This is a genomic window from Actinobacillus minor NM305 (assembly GCF_000175195.1).
GTDB classification, from domain to species: domain Bacteria; phylum Pseudomonadota; class Gammaproteobacteria; order Enterobacterales; family Pasteurellaceae; genus Haemophilus_A; species Haemophilus_A minor.
Map to the genome: position 1 here is coordinate 132,233 of NZ_ACQL01000055.1, position 19,803 is coordinate 152,035.

The 19,803-nt window shown below is 40.4% G+C and carries 17 protein-coding genes and 2 pseudogenes; 11 read left to right on the forward strand and 8 right to left on the reverse strand.

Annotation, left to right across the window (positions count from 1 at the left end; genetic code table 11):
- Positions 1-2 precede the first annotated feature (2 nt).
- Complete coding sequence (locus tag AM305_RS02235; RefSeq protein ID WP_005822752.1) at positions 3-1,193, reverse strand: lipopolysaccharide biosynthesis protein; 1,191 nt, start codon at positions 1,191-1,193, stop codon at positions 3-5.
- Positions 1,183-2,151, reverse strand: a complete 969-nt coding sequence (locus tag AM305_RS02240) for a polysaccharide pyruvyl transferase family protein (RefSeq protein WP_005822753.1) — start codon at positions 2,149-2,151, stop codon at positions 1,183-1,185. The genes AM305_RS02235 and AM305_RS02240 overlap by 11 nt, the downstream gene beginning before the upstream one ends.
- Positions 2,152-2,291: 140 nt before the next feature.
- On the opposite strand from AM305_RS02240, the gene AM305_RS02245 reads away from it, so the two are divergent.
- The 5 genes from AM305_RS02245 to AM305_RS02265 all read left to right on the forward strand — a co-directional run bounded on the left by AM305_RS02245 (position 2,292) and on the right by AM305_RS02265 (position 9,142).
- Complete coding sequence (locus tag AM305_RS02245) at positions 2,292-3,035, forward strand: YdcF family protein (RefSeq protein WP_005822754.1); 744 nt, start codon at positions 2,292-2,294, stop codon at positions 3,033-3,035.
- Between the two features lie 132 nt (positions 3,036-3,167).
- Positions 3,168-3,932 (forward strand): ABC transporter ATP-binding protein, encoded by a 765-nt coding sequence (locus AM305_RS02250; RefSeq protein WP_005822755.1) that lies wholly within the window; start codon positions 3,168-3,170, stop codon positions 3,930-3,932.
- 1 nt (position 3,933) lies between these two features.
- Complete coding sequence (locus AM305_RS02255; protein WP_005822756.1) at positions 3,934-4,968, forward strand: iron-siderophore ABC transporter substrate-binding protein; 1,035 nt, start codon at positions 3,934-3,936, stop codon at positions 4,966-4,968.
- Positions 4,962-6,926 carry a Fe(3+)-hydroxamate ABC transporter permease FhuB gene (gene fhuB / locus AM305_RS02260; protein WP_005822758.1) on the forward strand — a complete coding sequence of 655 codons (1,965 nt, stop codon included), beginning with the start codon at positions 4,962-4,964 and terminating at the stop codon, positions 6,924-6,926. Before AM305_RS02255 ends, fhuB begins: the two co-directional genes overlap by 7 nt.
- 98 nt (positions 6,927-7,024) lie before the next feature.
- On the forward strand, positions 7,025-9,142 hold the full coding sequence (locus AM305_RS02265; RefSeq protein WP_005822759.1) for a TonB-dependent siderophore receptor: 2,118 nt from the start codon (positions 7,025-7,027) through the stop codon (positions 9,140-9,142).
- A 32-nt stretch (positions 9,143-9,174) separates the two neighbouring features.
- On the opposite strand, the gene priA is transcribed toward AM305_RS02265, so the two are convergent.
- From priA to AM305_RS02285, 4 genes are all read right to left on the reverse strand, one after another.
- Positions 9,175-11,385 carry a primosomal protein N' gene (gene priA, locus AM305_RS02270; RefSeq protein WP_005822760.1) on the reverse strand — a complete coding sequence of 737 codons (2,211 nt, stop codon included), beginning with the start codon at positions 11,383-11,385 and terminating at the stop codon, positions 9,175-9,177.
- A gap of 79 nt (positions 11,386-11,464) precedes the next feature.
- Positions 11,465-12,340 (reverse strand): EamA family transporter RarD, encoded by an 876-nt coding sequence (rarD, locus tag AM305_RS02275; RefSeq protein WP_005822761.1) that lies wholly within the window; start codon positions 12,338-12,340, stop codon positions 11,465-11,467.
- Positions 12,334-13,227, reverse strand: coding sequence for an EamA family transporter RarD (rarD, locus tag AM305_RS02280; protein ID WP_035293705.1), 894 nt, complete (start codon positions 13,225-13,227; stop codon positions 12,334-12,336). Before rarD (AM305_RS02280) ends, rarD (AM305_RS02275) begins: the two co-directional genes overlap by 7 nt.
- Positions 13,228-13,293: 66 nt before the next feature.
- Positions 13,294-14,511 carry a pyridoxal phosphate-dependent aminotransferase gene (locus AM305_RS02285; RefSeq protein WP_005822763.1) on the reverse strand — a complete coding sequence of 406 codons (1,218 nt, stop codon included), beginning with the start codon at positions 14,509-14,511 and terminating at the stop codon, positions 13,294-13,296.
- Positions 14,512-14,644: 133 nt separating this feature from the next.
- Between AM305_RS02285 and AM305_RS02290 the strand changes: the two genes are divergently transcribed.
- From AM305_RS02290 to AM305_RS12630, 4 genes are all read left to right on the forward strand, one after another.
- Complete coding sequence (locus AM305_RS02290; RefSeq protein ID WP_005822764.1) at positions 14,645-15,943, forward strand: isochorismate synthase; 1,299 nt, start codon at positions 14,645-14,647, stop codon at positions 15,941-15,943.
- Between the two features lie 326 nt (positions 15,944-16,269).
- Positions 16,270-16,593, forward strand: coding sequence for an IS3 family transposase (locus AM305_RS02295; protein ID WP_005822766.1), 324 nt, complete (start codon positions 16,270-16,272; stop codon positions 16,591-16,593).
- A gap of 20 nt (positions 16,594-16,613) precedes the next feature.
- Complete coding sequence (locus AM305_RS12150) at positions 16,614-17,042, forward strand: IS3 family transposase (protein WP_035293707.1); 429 nt, start codon at positions 16,614-16,616, stop codon at positions 17,040-17,042.
- Positions 17,039-17,416, forward strand: a complete 378-nt coding sequence (locus AM305_RS12630) for an integrase core domain-containing protein (RefSeq protein ID WP_113680029.1) — start codon at positions 17,039-17,041, stop codon at positions 17,414-17,416. Before AM305_RS12150 ends, AM305_RS12630 begins: the two co-directional genes overlap by 4 nt.
- Before the next feature lie 6 nt (positions 17,417-17,422).
- Here the strand turns inward: AM305_RS12630 and AM305_RS12710 are convergent.
- Positions 17,423-17,569: pseudogene (locus tag AM305_RS12710) on the reverse strand (YeeE/YedE thiosulfate transporter family protein); the annotation flags it as partial.
- A 78-nt stretch (positions 17,570-17,647) separates the two neighbouring features.
- Positions 17,648-18,059: pseudogene (gene hslR / locus AM305_RS02310) on the reverse strand (ribosome-associated heat shock protein Hsp15).
- A 174-nt stretch (positions 18,060-18,233) separates the two neighbouring features.
- On the opposite strand from hslR, the gene rho reads away from it, so the two are divergent.
- Complete coding sequence (rho, locus tag AM305_RS02315) at positions 18,234-19,496, forward strand: transcription termination factor Rho (RefSeq protein ID WP_005822772.1); 1,263 nt, start codon at positions 18,234-18,236, stop codon at positions 19,494-19,496.
- Positions 19,497-19,660: 164 nt separating this feature from the next.
- The coding region (locus AM305_RS13005) for a transposase (protein WP_474362204.1) at positions 19,661-19,803 on the forward strand (143 nt) is incomplete at its 3' end.

Sequence of the window (19,803 nt, forward strand, 5' to 3'; positions counted from 1 at the left end):
TTTTACTCTGCTTTTGATAATTTCACCGGATATTTAAAATAATATACGATTGAAATAATTAAACGGGTCATGCTCGCCCCAATAAAGGCATAGGCTACACCATATAACTGGTATTCTTTTAAATAGAAGAATAATCCGACAAAAATCACTAAGGAGATAACTTGCCTTGTTGCTAATAGAATTTGTTTACCCTGTAATAACATATTTTGCGACAAGATCCACGACAAGCCTGCAATAATAGAATTTAGAATAAACCAAATTAACACCGGGGCAACTTCAACATATTTCGTACTAAAGAAAAAGCGAATCACAGGTTCCGCTAATAATGGCACTAAAACAATTGCTGCAACGCTCATTAAAAAGACAATAATGAGTACTGATTTAAGTCGATTTACATGATTTAATAAGCCTGAGTAATAATAGTCACTTAACATATTAATAAATTTCGTGACCAATGCATCAAAAATAATACAAACTGTATAAAGCCCTAAAACATAATTTCCTAATAAAGACACAATTAAAAATTTATCAATACTGGAAGTCGTTGCCCCAAAAGTTTGATATAAATTCTGCTTAAACCACGTTTTAAGAAAGAATTTCCGATCAATTTCAGTGACGTCATGCGTTTTTACAAATTGGCTTTCTAATCTGGTTAGATAAAATAAACAAGCGATGGCTTGAATAGCGCTGAAAAGCGTTAAAAGATAAATAGCTACTTCAAGTGGTTGCTCACCTAAAAACAAATAACCTAAACCATAAACCAACACCAACAACACGGGTTGCTGAAAAGTCAGGGCTCGATAAACCTTTAATGTCGGTTCAATTTTACTTTTTTCAAGCGTAATCGTTAAAGTTGCCGTCAGTAATACATTGAGAATAAAGAGAAATTCAAATGCCGTAAAATCAAATAATAAACAACTTAATGCTGCAACAACGGCACTTAAAATCAAAAAACAAAGAAAATAAAATCGCCAACCTAAATACTGCTTATTGCGCATAGATAATGCACAAGCAAATCCTACGCCCCCTGTTGAAAGGGTTACAACATAAGATACTGTTGTAATAAAGAGCTGATGCGCACCACGATCATCAACAGAAAGAAAACGTGCAAGTATAAAGGAGCTAACGACCGTCAGCCCCATACTCAATATAGTTACTGCAATAAGCGTAATAAGTTGTCGATTATTTTTCATATAATTTCGTATAAGAAATTTCTTTCGCCCATTGATTATAATAACCTGTATTTTTACCATATGAGTTATCACATACTTCATTTGGTAATCCTAACAAGCAAGAGAAAATATGCCCATGTAAACGGCTTGTTACGACACGATCATAACTTAAAAAAATCGTTTGGCAGCGTTGAATTACTTGCATTGAATGCTGATACCATAAATCGTTAATTTTATTTTTCAAGAACGCTAAATGGAAACGGTTTGCTAATTTTGAAATACGGCTACACCAAAGCTCAAATTTCATATCACGTGGTAATAAAATATCTTCCCAATCTTTTACATTATCTAAATTTGGTAAAGTCGCTTGGATTTCAGATTCAATATGGCTCTTCTCGATATCTTTACGTAAAAAATAGAGTGTTTGTCCATTAACTTGGCTTAAATCTTTTTGAGGTAGCGCTCCATAAAGTTGATGAGCCATATCCGGCGATAATTTAACCTTATCCGAAAAATGCATTTTCATGAGTTCAAACGTTTTTGTATCACGAGAAAACAGATGTAAATCAGGGTGTTTGGCAAAAATTGCCGCTGATTTTTTCATCGCTTCATCATTTGAAAAATGCGCCGTTTGAGGTAATAAAATCACCCGATTATTAGGAAATTCACGCACAATATCTTCACGCATTTTTTGAATACTTGGATAAAGATCGCCAAAATTGCCGCCACCATGACACAAAATCGTTGTATTTTTATTAACGAATTTTTTGGCTTCGGCTAAATCAAATGCTTGTAAGCAACGGCGTAAACGAATATTGATTTGATAATCTTTGAAAAACTGCTCTGTGCCGGCATAAATCAGTAAATCACCAACATTGAGGTGTAAGGGATAATCGAAATACAGCACGTCATTTTTATCAATGATGCACTCTTCAATCTGTTTTAATTCTTGTTTTAAAGATAAAAGTACTGAGTTCATATGTTAATAAAATCCTAAAAAAGTAAACGTCTATAAGACAAACCCGAGTCAAAACTGTTCCCTTAATCAAGGGGTAAAAAATAATGGTGCATTTTAGCAATAAATCACGCAAAATACGCTAAAAAATTAAAAGGATCTCTATGCTTTTTTATCTCACAAAAATTCTCACTGCAATGGTTCTTCCGCCCTTTAACATTGCGGTAATTTGGATTTTATCTCTGATTTTTTACCGCTTGCACTACAAAAAAATCAGCCGAAGTTTAACTATTCTCGGCATTACATTGCTTTATCTCTTTAGTACGCCGTTTATGGCAACACTTCTAAGTAACTCTTTAGTTAAAGAAAACACTTTAACATTACAAGATTATCGACAAGCACAAGCCATTGTTGTGTTAGGTGGTGGCTTGCGAGATAGCAACGAGTTATACGGAAAATTAACTGTCACGAATAATGAGCTAGAGCGTATGCGTTATGCCGCTTATTTACATAAAGAAACACAATTACCCATTTTAGCGACAGGCTCTGCGCCAAACGGAAATTCAGAAGCTGAAATCATTGCCAAGGAATTTAAACAGTTTTTTGATGTCCCGACAAAATGGATTGAAAGCCAAGCAAAAACGACAAAAGAAAATGCTTTATATACGAAAGATATCTTAAAAAAAGAAGGTATCAACACCATTGTTCTTGTCACTCAAAATTGGCATATGCAGCGCGCCAAACTGTTATTTGAACAACAAGGTTTTCACGTATTACCTGCTGGGGTTGGCTATGGTAAAACACCTTCTGAATATATTAATTTTATGTACTTTGTGCCACAATCGGGTGCAATGGATAATATAATGCTGTTCCTAAAAGAATGGCTCGGCTATTGGAAAGAAAAATAGCTCGATAAAATTGCATAATAAAACAACAAACTCATCATAAAATCGCAAAAGAAATGTAAAATCTATTTTAATGAGAATAATTTACAATTAGAATGCTTCTCTATTTAGGTTTTACATTTCACTCGGGTTTTTATGTTTGTGGTTAAACAGGCAAGTTTTGCCATTCCAAATCGTACGTTGTTACAGCCGATTTCGGTGCAATTTGAACAAGGAAAAGTGTATGGATTGATCGGGCATAACGGTTCGGGCAAATCCACGTTAATCAAATTGCTTGCCAAACAGCAACCGCTTTCATCGGGTGAAATTCTTTTTGATAACCAACCGCTTGACGCTTGGTCAAACCGTGAGTTTGCCAAACGTGTCGCTTATCTTCCGCAACATCTTCCCCAAGCCACTAACCTAACCGCCAAAGAGCTGATCGCAATGGGGCGTTATGCGTGGAATGGGCTTTTTGGTCGTCAAACGGCTCAAGACAAGCTGGCGATTGAGCGAGCTTTGGCTTTAACCCATACGGAAAAATTTGCCGATCAGTTGGTCGATGTACTATCGGGTGGCGAGCGTTCTCGCATTTGGCTGGCAATGTTGTTGGCACAGCAAAGTCAATTTTTACTGCTAGACGAACCTTTGGCAGCGTTAGATATTGCTCATCAAGTGGAAGTGATGGAGCTGATCCACACATTGAGCCGAGAGCTTCATTTGGGTGTGATTATTGTGATCCACGATATTAACCTTGCTTCTCGCTACTGCGATCATCTTGTCGCCTTGCATAGTGGTAAATTGCTTGCCGAAGGCAATTCTCAACAAATCATCAATACCCCGTCTTTGAAGGCGATTTATGGCATTGAGCTGAATGTGATCAACCACCCCGAAACGGGCAGACCAGTGAGTTTTTATTAGTATGAAGATATTGATAAATAACCCTCTCGCCCGTTTACGGGAGAGAGACAGATTTCCGCAAAGTAACGGCTTTGCGGAAATCAGAGAGAGGGGAAATTGCCCTCTCCCTCCGAAAATTCGTAGAATTTTCTCCACCCTCTCCCGCTTGCGGGAGAGGGGAAAATGGCTACAAGCGATCATTTCCTCCCTCTTTTTTGCAAATCCCCTATTCGCAGGCGAACCGCAACGCAGTTTGGCAACATTGGATTGGACGGTAGCGGAAACCTTGATTGCTCTTGATGAACACCCCAAAGCCGTTGGCGATGCAAAAAATTACAAAGTTTGGGTATCGGAACCAAAACTACCTGAACATACACTCGATCTTGGTATCCGTTTACAACCGAACCCTGAACAGCTTTGGCAACTTTCGACACAACGAGACGCACAACCTCTGCTGTTTATCAACTCTTCGTTTTATGCGTCTGCCACGCCGATGTTGGAAAAATTCGGTAAGGTGCATTTGGTCGATTTCTATAAAGAAGGCGAAGCGTGGCAAAACGTGGTTGATGCCACCAAGCAAATTGCAGACATTATTGAAAAGCCTGAACAGGCGGATCGTTTATTGGATAAGTATTGGCAAAAAATTGCCGAAATCCGACCGCTTGTCCAACCTTTTACCGAGCGCCCAGTGCTGTTGGTACAGTTTATCGACACACGCCATCTGCGAGTTTATGCAGAAAATAGTCCGTTTGGTGCGGTGCTGTCGCAACTGGGGTTTAAAAACAGCTGGCAAGGCAAGCATAACATCTGGGGCTTTGAAGTTATCGAAGTGACCCAACTGGCGAAATTACCGCCTGAGAGCCGTTTTGTGGTGGTTAAACCTTACCCGTCAAATATCCGTTCTGCTTTGAAATACAACACCTTATGGCAAAAATTAGCAATGGCGAAAGATCCGCTGATTTTGCCTGAAGTCTGGACGTTCGGGGCTATTCCATCGGCTCAACGCTTTGCGGAAGTGTTGGCAAACGGCTTAATTCACGGGGGAGAACAATGGTAAATCGTCCACAGATGTTGTTTGTTCTACTGTCTGCGTGTTTTATCGGGCTGATGATGTGGTTACTCGGCGTGCAACTGCCTGAACAGCAATCCCTCGTTAGCCTATTTCAAGCCAGTAACAATCTGGATATTTTGTTAATTCAAAGCTACACCCTACCACGCATTGCCATTGCCCTATTGGCAGGTGGAATGCTCGGTTTAGCGAGTTTATTATTGCAACAAGTGATGGCAAATCCATTGGCTTCCGATAATACGCTAGGGATCAGTGCCGGTTCGCAGTTTGCCCTGTTTATCACTGCTATTTTTATGCCGAATTGGTTAGATATAAGCTCAAGTGCCATTGCATTAGTTGGGGCAAGCTTGAGCCTGATCCTTGTTTTAACTTTGGCAATGCGAAAAACAATATCACCGTTGTTGCTGATTTTGGCCGGTTTGGTGGTTAATCTCTATTTTGGTTCATTCTCTGCTTTGATGATGTTGTTTTACCCTGAAGAAGCTCGGGGCTTGGCACAATGGGGAGCAGGCTCTTTGGCTCAAGAGAGCTGGCGAGATCCGCAATTCTTGGCAATACAAGCGGTCATTTGTGGCGGATTAATTGCAATGTTGCTTCGTCCGCTTACCATACTTGCATTAAACGACAGCAATGCCCAAAGCCTTGGGGTGCCGGTTAATCGCCTGCGTTTTTTCGGGGTGTTTATCAGTGCTTATATGATTTCGGCGGTGGTCAGTTGTGTCGGTATGCTCGGTTTTATCGGGCTAGCGTCCGCCACCATTATCCGCCAACTTGGTGTACGAACGCTGAAAGGGCAGTTGCTCGGTGCATTTGCGGTCGGCGCGTTATTGCTTGCTATGACGGATTTATTACTCCAACTGCTTGCTCATTTTAAAGGAATTAACTTGCCGACCGGAGCGGTAACGGCTCTGCTTGGTACAGCGTTACTGCTGTGGCTGATGTTCCGCTCGCTGTCAAATACAGGGCGTTTGACCGAAACCTCTACTCGCTTATCTCGCCGTTTTCATCGTTACACCTTACTGCCGATTGTGCTTGTTTTTGCACTCGTGCTATGGCTCGCACTTGCTCTAGGCAAAGGCACAAGCGGTTGGGTTTTATTGGAATTTAACGACTTTTTCGCACCGCTTGTGGAGCTACGTTATCCTCGAATTTTGACCGCACTTTCTGTCGGAATTTTATTAGCGGTGGCTGGCGTGTTATTGCAACGCTTAACGCTCAACCCGATGGCAAGCCCTGAACTGCTTGGTGTGTCATCTGGTACAAGTATGGGGATTTTGGCTGTACTGTTCCTTGCTAGCTCGGCTCAAACAGAATGGTATTGGTTAGCAGGGATCGCTGGAGCGATTGTGGCTTTATTGGTGCTAATGGCAATCAACCAACGCAACGGAATGTTGCCCGAAAAAATACTACTCACAGGGATCAGCTTATCAGCACTGTTTGACACTTTGCAACGTATTGCTATCGCCAGTGGCGATCCAAGAGCGAACCAACTGATTGCGTGGACATCGGGTTCAACCCAACAAATCGGGGCGGATCTTGCCGTGCCGTTTTTCTTTGTAAGCCTTGTTCTATTAGGGATTAGCCTGATTTTCAGCCGTTGGCTTGAATTACTGGCACTACAAGCCCCGATGGCACAAGCCTTAGGGCTAAACCTCAAACGCACTCGTTGGATTTTGATTTTATTTACCGCATTACTGACGGCGTTAGCGACATTGATTATTGGACCGCTCAGTTTTATCGGCTTGCTCGTCCCACATATCGCCCGTTTTTTAGGCGTAAATCGAGCGAGTTCCCAGATTTTAATCTCTGCCCTTCTCGGCAGTGTGATTATGGTGTTTGCCGACTGGCTCGGCAGACAGATGTTATTCCCTTATGAAGTGCCGGCTGGTTTAGTGGCAACGCTTATTGGGGGGACTTATTTCTTACTGATGGTGAGAAGGGTGTAGAAATTTGTAGGGTGGGTCTTGACCCACCACTTACGAATATAACTGATGGTGGGTCAAGACCCACCCTACAATTTGGTATTAACACAAAGGACTTTAAAATGAAAAAAACATTTGTTTATTCAACAATTTCTCAAGTAGTACTACTTGCCATTGCAAGTAATGCAATGGCAAATGAGCCTGCAAAAAATGATGTTGCAGCGTTAGATGAAGTTGCGGTTGTTGGTGGTGGCTCGATGTATAAAATGGGTGAAGTACCTGTACACCAAGCAAAATCAGTGCTAGCTATTTCTCGTGATGAGTTAGATAAACAAGACGTGAAAAAAGTCGATGAAATCGGTCGCTACCAAGCAGGTTTTGCGAATCAAGTATTTGGTAACGACACCAACACAAACTGGTTCCGTGTGCGTGGAGCAGAAGTTTCACAAGCAGTAAACGGCTTGCCGACCTTCAGTTATGGCTTCTTTACGCCTTATGTAGAAAGTTTTGGCTTAGAAGCTGTTGAAGTAACAAAAGGTGCAGACTCAATGACTTTTGGTGCAGCACAATCAGGTGGCTTAATTAACTATGTGACCAAACGTGCACACCGTGATCAAATCAGTAAAGGCGAATTCAAAACGAATTTCGGTACAAATCGCTTGTATGGTTTTGGCGCAGATTACACAGGAAAAATGACCGATGATGAAAGCGTACGTTATCGCATTGTCGCCTCATTAAATCACGCCGATGGCGAATGGAAAGATACCGAAAATAAAACGATCTACCTTGCACCAACCTTAGAATGGGATATTTCAGATCGTACTCGCTTAAGCATTTTAACCAGCTATCAAAAAGATTACGGTACGCCGAGTTCAAACTTCTATCCTCAAGAAGGAACATTACGTGCATTGCCAGATGGTAGCTATTATAGCCGTAATGTGAATTTCGGCGATCCGGTAAACGATCACGAAACCAACAAGCAATACAGTCTTGGTTATGAATTAAGTCACGATTTTGGCAACGGCTTGCGTGCAAATTCAAGCTATCGTTATAGCCATGTAGAAAACTACCACCGTGGTGCTTATATTTATCCGTCAGCTTATGCGGTAGATTGGTCGCCATTAGCGCCGAGTGCGGCAGGATATCTTGTTACGGCAAATACCGTTTATAATAACGGGACTGCGATTTCACACGCCTTAGATAACCGCCTCAGTTGGGACTACCAAAATGATTGGTTAAAAAATACCTTAGTCGTTGGTACCGATTATCGCCACAACAAAGTTGATGCTATGTATAATCTCTATGCGCTAGGCTTCACTGAAAACTTACGTAACTACCAAGCGACATGGAACCAAACAGGAACACCAGTTGGTAATCACCAAACAATCAAATCTCGCCAACTTGGTTTATATTTACAAAACCAATCTCGTATTGCGGATAAATTCATTGTAGGGTTAGGTATTCGCCACGATCGCGCAAAACAAAATGAATATACCTCAACCCAAACGGTTAAAGATAACCATACTTCATATTCCGGCTCAATAATGTATGAAGCACCTTACGGCTTTAATCCATATTTCAGTTACAGTGAATCCTTTACCGTACCTGTTGGAATCAGTGGTAACCAATCGCTTTATGATCCAAACATCACACGCCAATATGAAGTGGGTGTAAAATACCTTCCAACATGGCTAGATGGTGTGATTACTATCGCAGGCTTCCGAGCGAAAGATACCGATGCTTTAGTAAGTAAATTACAACCTAATGGCACTGTTTCAACAGAGAGTGATGAAGATCCAATTTATCGTAAAGGCTTCGAGCTTCAGGCAGATGTAAACTTAACCGAAAATTGGACAGGAACCTTAGCTTACACTTACACAAAAGCAGAAAGCAAGGACTCAACCGGAACCAAAACACGCCGCCCGTTAATTCCAACAAATACCCTTGCAGCAAAAACAGCTTATACGTTTAGCAATGGTATGTTAAACGGCTTAACCGTAGGTGCAGGTATTCGTTATGTAGGGCATAGCGTAACATCAAAAGGTTCACTTTACTCACATGCACGTTTACCGTCAGTGACGTTAGTCGATTTAATGGCTCGTTACCAAATCAACCAAAACTGGAGCGCACAACTTAATGTGGATAACGTAGGCAATCGTAAATATGTTGCGGCATGCGATTACTACTGCTATTACGGCGCAGAACGTAAAGTAAATGCGACAGTAAGTTATAAATTCTAAATGATAAAAGGGGCACAATGTGTCCCTTATTTCTACCCAATCTCCAACGGATCTATATCAATCGCAAGGCGGATTTGTGAAGGATTCCAATATTGATCGCGATCTTGATCAAAAGCGTTCATCAAGGCTTGAATTGAGGCTCGTGAAGCATGTTGAATTAAAAGCAACCAACGGTAATGCCCTGCTTTCTTCGCGAGAGGTGCTGAAAAAGGCGGTAGAATTTGCATATTCGTCATGCCTAATTCATTCACTTTTTCTTTTAAATAGCTCATTAGGTTTTGCAAGAATTGTTGGGTTTGTTCGCTATTTTTCCCTGTCGCTTTAAAAAGCACTTGTGCAGAAAAAGGCGGCAGAGCCATTAGTCGTCTGATCGATAAGGCTTCTTCAGAAAATGCTTCATATCCTTGTTCAACCAACGTTTTCAGTAATGGATGCTCCGGATAATGCGTTTGTAGCACGACTTCGCCCTGCTTCTCTGCTCGTCCTGCTCTGCCCGACACTTGCAGATAAAGCTGTGCCAGTCGTTCTTCAGCTCGAAAATCAGTAGAAAACAGCGCAGAATCAACATTCACAATGGCAACTAAGGTTACATTAGGAAAATGATGTCCTTTTGCCAACATTTGTGTACCGATCAAAATTTGGCTTTTTCCTTGTTGAATATCAGTTAAATGCTTTTCTAACGTACCTTTTCTTGCCGTTGAGTCTCGGTCGATACGGCTAATTTGGTAGTTTGGAAAATGCTCACTTAATACCTGTTCTAGCTGCTCCGTACCAAGCCCCGTCGTAAGTAGGTGCGTTGAACCACAATGCCCACACTGGCGAGGAATAACCCGTTGTGAAGCACAGTGATGACAACGTAAAACTCGCTGTTTTTGATGGTAAGTATAAGGCTTATCACAGGCTTCGCACTCACAAACCCAACCACATTCATGACATAGCAGAACAGGGGCAAATCCTCGCCGATTTAAAAACAGCATTACCTGATTACCTTGTTCTAAATGCTTTTTCATCATTGCCAGAAGTTTTTCAGATAAACCTGCGTTTACTCGTTGTGTTCTTAAATCAATGATTTGCTGTTGCGCATTTTGTGCATTACCGGCTCGGGCAGAAAGGGTTAAAGGGAAAAACTTACCATTCTTCACATTTTGGATACTCTCCAAACTTGGTGTTGCCGAACCTAATACAATCGGAATATCAAGGTATTTCGCTCGAATAACAGCAAGATCCCGAGCGTGATAACGCCAGCCTTCTTGCTGTTTAAAAGAAGGATCGTGCTCTTCATCAATAATAATCGCACCGAGATCTTTAAATTGGGTAAACAACGCCGAACGCGTACCGATAACAATCGCACTTTCGCCATATTTTGCACGAAGCCAGACGTTGAGGCGCTCCGTTTCATTAAGGTGAGAATGTAGAGCATCAATCTCAACATTAAAACGAGCTTGAAAGCGTTGAATAGTTTGAGGCGTTAAGCCAATTTCTGGTACGAGGACTAGAACTTGTTTACCTCGTTGCAATACCTCTTCAATAAATTGGAGATAGACTTCCGTTTTCCCCGAGCCTGTTACGCCATTCAATAAAAAACAACCAAAGTCTTTTTGAGCATTTAGTCGGCTCACCACAAGCGTTTGTTGTTTATTCAATACAAGGCGGTTGCTTTGATTGACAAGCGGTTGATTTTGCAATTTTTTTTGCCAATCTTGCGCAATGTAAGAGCTTGCTTGCTTTTGAATAAAACCTTTATCTAATAGCGCTTTCCAGGTTACGGGCGTGCAGTCTGCCGGTTTGGTAAAAAATTCAAAAGAAATGACCGCTTGTAGTAGCATTTCTTGTTTTTTCGCGCGTCTTAATTCCCCTTGTTGTAAAGCCATACGCCCTTTTTCGCTAACCACAAAATAATCAGGCACGCTAATCTCCGCCGCTTCGCCATTGCGTAATTTTACAGGTAGGGCTGAATTAAGAACTTCTCCAATCGGTTCGTGATAATAACGAGCAGCCCATAAAAGCAGTTGCCACATTTCCTCATTAAAAATGACTTCTTGATCTAAAACCGCTTCAATCGGTTTTAATTTTTCAAGGGCAATCTCACTCTGCTCCGGAAAATCAACCACAATTCCAACTTTCTTTTGCTTCCCAAAAGGCACAACAACTCTTGCCCCTTGCAAAACAGAAAATGTCGAGGGTAAAAGGTAATCAAAATAACGGTATAACGGCACTGGAAGAGCCACTCGAACGAATTTCATTTATTTTTTATCTCAGTACTAGAGCTTAACCCTCGCTCCTTGTGGGAGAGAGGTAATATTCCTCATTATTTGCAAATAGTTACATAATACTATTTTTCTTCTGCTTAAAACTATCTAAGGTCAATAATAAAATTGCAATGGTTAAACAAATCATCAATAAATATGATTTGGCTTCTAAAACTTCACCAATAGCAAAGGAAATAAATAACATAACAAGCGGCTCAACATAACCTAGAAGCCCTAATACATTAACGGGTAATAAATTACTTGAAGCGATATAAAGAATAAATGCTGCACCATTAACTAAACCAAATAAAGTAAGAAAATAATAGATCCATTGATTTTCCGCCAAAATCGGTTGCATATCTGTTTGCAAAATAAAATAAAGCGCAAAAGGCATAACCAAAATAAGCTCAACAAAAAAAGAGGCAAGGTGGTTAATACCAAAATAGCGGCGAAGTGTAATGTAGATCGGATAACCTAGCCCTGCAACAAGGGTTGCCCAGGAGAATGTTCCGCTTAGCAATACATTTGAAAAAACACCGATAACTGCAAAAAAGACCGCCAGCCATTTTAACCTTGTAAACTGCTCTTTAAATACGATTTTTCCTAAGGTCACGGCTGTAATTGGAAGTAATAAGTAACCAATGGAAACCTCTAACGCTTGACCGTGATTAGGTGCCCAAAGAAATAACCAAAGTTGAACGCCTGTATTCAATGCAAGTAATAATAAAATAAATACAAGCGATGGTTTTTGCTTAATTTTTTGCCAAAGTTCGGTAAATTTCCCCGTCTGTTTAAATAAAAAAATTGCCAATAAAATAAAAGGCGCTAACACAAAAATGCGGTAGCCAAACATACTTTCGCCATTTAATGGGCGTAATAAAATAGCAAAGTAATACCCTATGCCAAAAAGAAAGTTCGCCCCCATACAACAGAGAATACCCTTTAACATCGCTTCATCTTCCGTTTTTTCTGCTGTTTAAGAATATTCAATATTCCATCAATGATTAAAAATAAGATAGCAAAAGATAAACAAATTAACAAAATATAGCTTTCCGGCTTTAACGTTTCGCCAATAAAAAATGAAATTGCCATCATTGTAACCGGTTCTAAATAACCTAATAGCCCTAATACATTAAAAGGGACTAAATAACTCGCCATTGTGTAGGAAATTAATGCAACACCGCTGAGTAAACCGAGTAAAAATAAGGCAAAATAAATATACTCATTTACCGTTTCAATCTGTTTTAAATCGACAGGCGAAATAAAATAAAGCGATACCGGTATTAAAATGACGACCTCTAAAATAAAACTATGAATGTGGGCTATATTAAATTTGCGGCGCACCATAAAATAAAATGGGAACCCCGTTAATACCAAAGCACTCGCCCAAGAAAAAGCCCCTGTCTGAATAACATTACTTAACACACCTATGCTGGCTAAAATAATGGCAATCCATTTCCAAACCGAGAGATATTCTTTATATAGCCACTTTCCGGCAATTACCATCATAATTGGCATCAATAAATAGCCGATAGACACTTCAATGGCTCTACCGCTATTCGGTGCCCAAAGGAAAAGCCACATTTGTAGCCCAACAAAAAAAGCGGTAAAAATCAGCACTAAAATCAAGTAAGGTTCTTGTCTGATCCGTTTTAGAAAAGCGATAAATTCAGCCAGTTTTTTAAGAACAAAAACCGCTAAAAACAAAAAAGGTAATGTCACCAACATTCGAAATCCGAAGATTTCTTGCCCTTCCAAAGGGCGTAGCCAAGTTGCTAGATAGTAAAGCCCACCAAATAATAGTGAAGCCAGTAGAGAACAAAATACACCAAGCATATCAATATGATAAGAAAATAAGTAAAGCCCTATAAGACAATATAGGGCTTTGTATGAAAAAAGAGATTACTCTTGACGATATGTTTTTAAGAAATTCGCCAGTCTTCCGATGGCTTCTTCCAACTGATGAACATAAGGTAAAGTCACCACGCGGAAGTGATCCGGTTTATGCCAGTTAAAACCGGAACCTTGTACTAATAACACTTTTTCCGCTTGAAGCAAATCATAAATAAATTTTGCATCATCTTTAATGCCATACATTTCTGTATCGATTTTCGGGAACATATACATCGCCCCTTTCGGTTTCACACAGCTGATCCCCGGAATTTGCACTAATAATTCCCATGCTTTATTACGTTGCTCGAGTAAACGTCCGCCCGGTAAAATAAATTCATTGATACTTTGGTAACCACCTAATGCAGTTTGAATAGCGTGCTGCATTGGCGTATTTGCACATAAACGCATAGAAGAAAGCATATCTAAGCCTTCAATAAAACCTTTTGCCAGTGCCTTAGGACCACTTAATACCATCCAACCTTGACGGAAGCCTGCCACACGATAAGCCTTTGATAACCCATTGTAAGTAACGGTTAAAACATCTGGCGCTAAAGCAGCAATATGATGATGAACAGCACCATCGTAAATAATCTTCTCGTAAATTTCATCGGCAAAAATTATCAAATTATGTTTACGTGCCAATTCTGCAATTTCTAATAACACCGCTCGACTATATACCGCCCCCGTTGGGTTATTTGGGTTGATAACTAAAATCGCTTTAGTTCTTGGTGTAATTTTGGCTTTGATGTCCTCCACATCTGGGAACCATTCATTTTCTTCATCGCAAAGATAATGCACCGCTTTACCACCTGCGAGAGTTGCCGCTGCTGTCCAAAGAGGATAATCCGGCATCGGGATTAAAATTTCATCACCTTCATTTAATAAGGCTTGCATTGACATCGTAATCAGCTCTGAAACACCATTACCGATATAAACATCATTGACATCCATACCTCGCATTCCTTTAGACTGATAGTATTGGACAATCGCTTTACGTGCAGAATATAAACCTTTTGAGTCGCAATAGCCCTGTGCCGTTGGTAGGTTACGAATAACATCGACTAAAATTTCATCTGGCGCTTCAAAACCAAAAGGAGCAGGATTACCAATATTTAACTTTAAAATTTTATTCCCCTCTTCTTCAAGACGGAGGGCTTCTTTATGAATAGGGCCACGAATATCATAGCGAACTTGCGCTAATTTATCGGACTTCGGGAAACGTTCCATTTTTTCTTCCTGTTATCATTTCATTAACGAATTGTTGAACTTTACTCCGATTTTAGAGGAAAAAAAAGGGGAAATAGGCTAAAATAATGACCTTTTTTAAAAATAACTTTTTAATTTTTTAGAAATGCCGATTATGTCAATTTTTAGTCAATTAAAACAACAACTTAGCGAACAGCTTGCCAAACAAGCATCTCAACAAGGATTGATCGAACTTCAAGCCTCTGTTTGCTTATCTGATGAGAATGTTGCTTTTTTAGCTGGCTTAAATGCACAAAAAAACATCTATCCGCATTTTTTCCTTAAAAATCGAGATCGTGATCAAACCATCACTGCACTAGGGGCAGTAAAAACCTTTCAACAATTAGAAACAGCGCAAGCTTTTATTCAACAGACGCACTTTTCCCTCATCGGAGGATTACAATTTGAAGGCGAATGTTGCTTTGTGTTACCTCGATTAAAATTGGTAAAAGAACAACAAAATCTCACCGCTTATTTTTATCTTGATTTATCCGCTGAAACCTCTCAAGCGGTTAATTTTGATGATTATTTTGCACCATTTTTAGCAGAACAAAATGAACTAGCTCCACCATCAAGACCGTTTGCAAACAAACTTATTGATCGTAAAACCGCTTGTGATTTTGAAGGCTGGCAAGCAAATATCAATAAAGCTATCAATGAAATTCAGGCGCAGCACTTTAGTAAAGTTGTGCTGGCAAATGCAATTTGCTTAACGTTTGATAAACCGATTTCCGCTTATGAATTATTAGAGCAAAGCCAAAAAATTAACTTAGGTTGCTACCATTTCTTATGGGCAGAAAATAGCGAAACCGCCTTTGTTGGCTCAACACCGGAACGATTATATTTACGCCAAGCTAGAAATCTTTATACGGAAGCCTTAGCCGGCACTGTTGCCGTGACGGAAGATTTAGCCCAAACGGAACAAAATGCCCAATGGCTTTTAAATGACACGAAAAATGTCTATGAAAATCAGCTAGTGGTGGACGATATTACTCGCCATCTTGAAGATTGCGTGGAACAAATAGAGATCGGCAAAGCTGAAATCAAACGCCTGCACAATGTACAACACCTACGCCGTAAAATTCAGGCCGTTTTAAAGCCAACAATTTCGGATAGTGAATGTTTAATTCGTATTCACCCAACAGCTGCCGTTGCCGGTTTGCCTCGAGCGAAAGCGAAACAGTTTATCGCTGAAAATGAACCTTTCACACGTGGGTGGTATGCCGGTACGCTGGGTATTTTGGGAGAAGACGAAGCTGAATTTTGTGTCACCCTTCGTTCTGCCCAAATTAAGCAAAATCAAGTAACCCTTTATGCCGGAGCTGGGATCGTGCAAGATTCCGAACCGCTTTCCGAATGGCAAGAAATTGAACGAAAGTCGCAAGCGCTAGCGAAATTATTGTCATATACATGATCTAAATGTATAAAATATGCGTATTTTATCCTTTTACTATATTACTTTGATATGAAATTATTTTCTTACGTATTACTTAGTATCGGTACAATGGCGTTACTTACGGGTTGCACAAGCGCAAATGCTAAAAGCTCTAAAGTATCGCAACCAACATTAGCTATAAATAATAAAGTATCAAATTCTTCCCTTCAAAAGAAAAATTTTTTAGGGCTTAGTGAAGGAATTGCGACTTATTATAGTTTAAGTGTAAATGGACACCTGTAGTGGTACACTAATCCCGCAGTCCTCAATAAGTGGTAAAATTTAACCAAAATGAGGATACAAAAATGCGAAGACCTAGAAGAACCTTTAGTGCGGAATTTAAAGCCGAAGCGGTAAAATTGATTACCGAGCGTGGATATTCTATTACACAAGCTTGCAAAGAGCTAGACATCGGTGAAACAGCGTTGCGTCGCTGGGTAAGTCAAGTTCAAGCGGAATGTCTGGGCTATGTGTTGCTTGGCTCAAAGCCAATCAGCCCTGAACAACAACGCATTCGAGAGTTAGAAAACCGTATCAAAGAGCTGGAAGAGGATAAAGAAATTCTAAAAAAGGCTACGGCGATTTTAATGTCTCTCGAGAGCAACGATACCAAGCGGTCACGACGTTAAAATCGCACGGCATCAAGCGTTTGTGTGCCTTATTTGGTGTGTCAGAAAGTGCCTATTATGCGCGTTTGAAACGGCGACAAGCGGTCGAAAAACACACCGCACTTGCGATTGAAATCAAGGTCATTTTTGATGCAAGCCGTCAATCTGCTGGTAAGCGAACCGTTCAATCAGGTTTGAGACAAAAAGGCATTCGGGCCGGTTTGCCATTAATTCGCAAGCTAATGATTCAACAGGGGTTATTTAGCAAACAACCACAAAAATGGCGTAACCGAAATAAAGAGACAGGGCAAATTTTTGACAATCACTTAAACCGAGCATTTACGCCAAATGCACAAACCACGGTACTTTGTGGCGATACGATGTACGTCAAAGTAAATGGCATTTGGTGCTATTTAGCGGTGGTGATTAACCTGTTAAATCGCCAAGTGGTTGGTTGGAAACTGAGTTGACACCACGTGCGCAATTGGTTATCGATGCGTTAAATCACGCGATGTTGCAGACCAAACGTACGAAAACGATGCTGTTTCACTCAGACCAAGGCAGTATTTATGGGAGTAAGCAATTTACCCAATGTGTACAAAACCACAAGTTAACACAAAGTATGAGCCGACGGGGCAACTGCTGGGATAATGCCCCGATGGAGCGTTGGTTTAGAAGTTTTAAATATGAGTGGATGGCATATGGTGGTTATGTTGATTTTGAAAGTGCGGTCAATGATGTGAAAGATTATGTGATGTACTACAACCACATTCGCCCACATAGCTATAATCAAGGTTTGCCCCCGATTTTAGCTGAAAAAACTTATCGGGGACTGTTGAATTAGCTGATCACTACAGATAGACACCGCAATTAACAATGCGGTAAAAAAACGGAAGTTTCGCTGGGTATAAATGTTGCGAAAACCAGACACGAAGCAAAATTGCCCGCGTTGTAAGAAAAAGCCGAGAAGTATCCCGATAAAAAGACCACTAAACATTGATTAAACCTTAATACAAATGTTACGGAGATGTTGTTGGGGTGTATTAGAACATAGTTTGAATAAAAAGAAAACAATTTATTGATTAGGGTTATTTAGGTCCCAAAGAGTTTGGAATTTAATCAAATCCCATCGCTCTTTTTTATTTGGGCGACGATCGGGGTGTGGCATCGATAACGCATTTGCTTTACGGGCAAAGGCGATTTTTCTCGTTCTTGAATACTTTTTTCTGTTTCGTGATAAAGCAGTTGTGCTTCAGGCGCACCACGTCGTTGATCGCTCAACACAGTGACAACAACTTCTTTTTCATCGTTGCTTTGACGTAATTTAATTATTGCCCGACTTCGACAATTTTACTGGTTTTAGCCCGTTGCCCATTGTAATGAACTTTACCACCTTCAATCATCGCCTTTGCAATTGAACGAGTTTTGTAAAAGCATGCCGCCCATAGCCACTTATCCAAGCGAACTTCATTGATATTATCAGCCATTTTTTCCCCTTTTTTCAACTATTTTACCCTTTTTCACACAAACAAGCGGTAATAAGGCAGAAAAAATTTGCAAAATTTTCCTTTTCGCTGTATTCTTCGCCATCACAATTCATACAAACAAATCTGAATTAACCTGTTTTAATCCAATCTTTAAATAACACAATTATTATTTCTATGCATCTTACAGAGTTAAAAAATACACCCGTATCGGAACTTGTCCGTATCGGTGAAGAACAAATGGGGCTAGAAAACTTAGCTCGTTTACGCAAACAAGATATTATCTTTGCCATTTTGAAACAACACGCAAAAAGTGGTGAAGACATTTTCGGTCAAGGCGTGTTAGAAATCTTACCTGATGGTTTTGGTTTCCTCCGTTCTGCCGATAGTTCTTACCTTGCAGGCCCTGATGATATCTATGTTTCCCCAAGTCAAATCCGTCGTTTCAATCTTCAAACTGGTGACAAAATCGAAGGTAAAATCCGCCCACCAAAAGAAGGTGAACGTTATTTTGCGTTACTGAAAGTCGATTTAGTCAATGACGATAAACCTGAAGTTTCTCGCAGTAAAATTCTCTTTGAAAACTTAACCCCTCTTCATGCAAATTCTCGTCTACGTATGGAACGTGGCAATGGCTCCACCGAAGATTTAACCGCTCGTATCTTAGACTTAGCAGCACCAATCGGTAAAGGGCAACGTGCGTTAATCGTAGCGCCACCAAAAGCGGGTAAAACGGTACTTCTACAAAATATTGCGCAAAGCATTACTCACAACCACCCAGAATGTGAATTGATTGTTCTTCTAATCGATGAGCGTCCTGAAGAGGTAACAGAGATGCAACGTACTGTTCGTGGCGAAGTGATTGCTTCCACCTTTGATGAACCGGCAACTCGCCATGTTCAAGTTGCAGAAATGGTTATCGAAAAAGCCAAACGTTCTGTTGAACATAAGAAAGATGTCGTGATTTTATTAGACTCTATTACGCGTTTAGCTCGTGCTTACAATACTGTAACACCTGTATCAGGTAAAATTCTTTCCGGTGGTGTGGATGCAAATGCTTTACATCGTCCTAAACGTTTCTTTGGTGCGGCTCGTAATGTGGAAGAAGGCGGTAGTTTAACCATTATTGCAACAGCATTAGTCGATACGGGTTCAAAAATGGACGAAGTCATTTTTGAAGAGTTTAAAGGAACAGGTAATATGGAGTTACACCTTTCTCGTAAAATTTCTGAACGCCGTATTTTCCCTGCAATTGAGTTTAATCGTTCTGGTACACGTAAAGATGACTTACTCATGACACCGGAAGAGCATCAAAAAACATGGATGCTACGTAAAGTACTTAACCCAATGGGCGAAGTTGAAGCGATCGAATGGTTAATTGATAAACTGGGCGTTGCAAAAACGAACGATGAGTTTTTTGAGATTATGAAACGTTCGTAAAGGGCTCAAACAAAAAGCACTCCGAGGAGTGCTCAGACCGCTGACAAACCTCTGGACATCTCTCTAGAGGTTTGATCTAATAGGCATATCGAAAAAAGGAAATGCCTATGCTTAAAAATCCCCCTTCTCCCCAATATGAGCTCGAGATGATAAGTCTTGAGTAGCTGGTTCCCAAAGACCATCTTGTTCGCAAGGTCGCCAAAGCCATTGATTTTGAATTTATCCGTGATGAGGTCGCCCATCTTTATTGCCAAGATAACGGTCGTCCTGCTGTTGACTCTGTGCGTTTGTGTGGCAAGCGATGGAA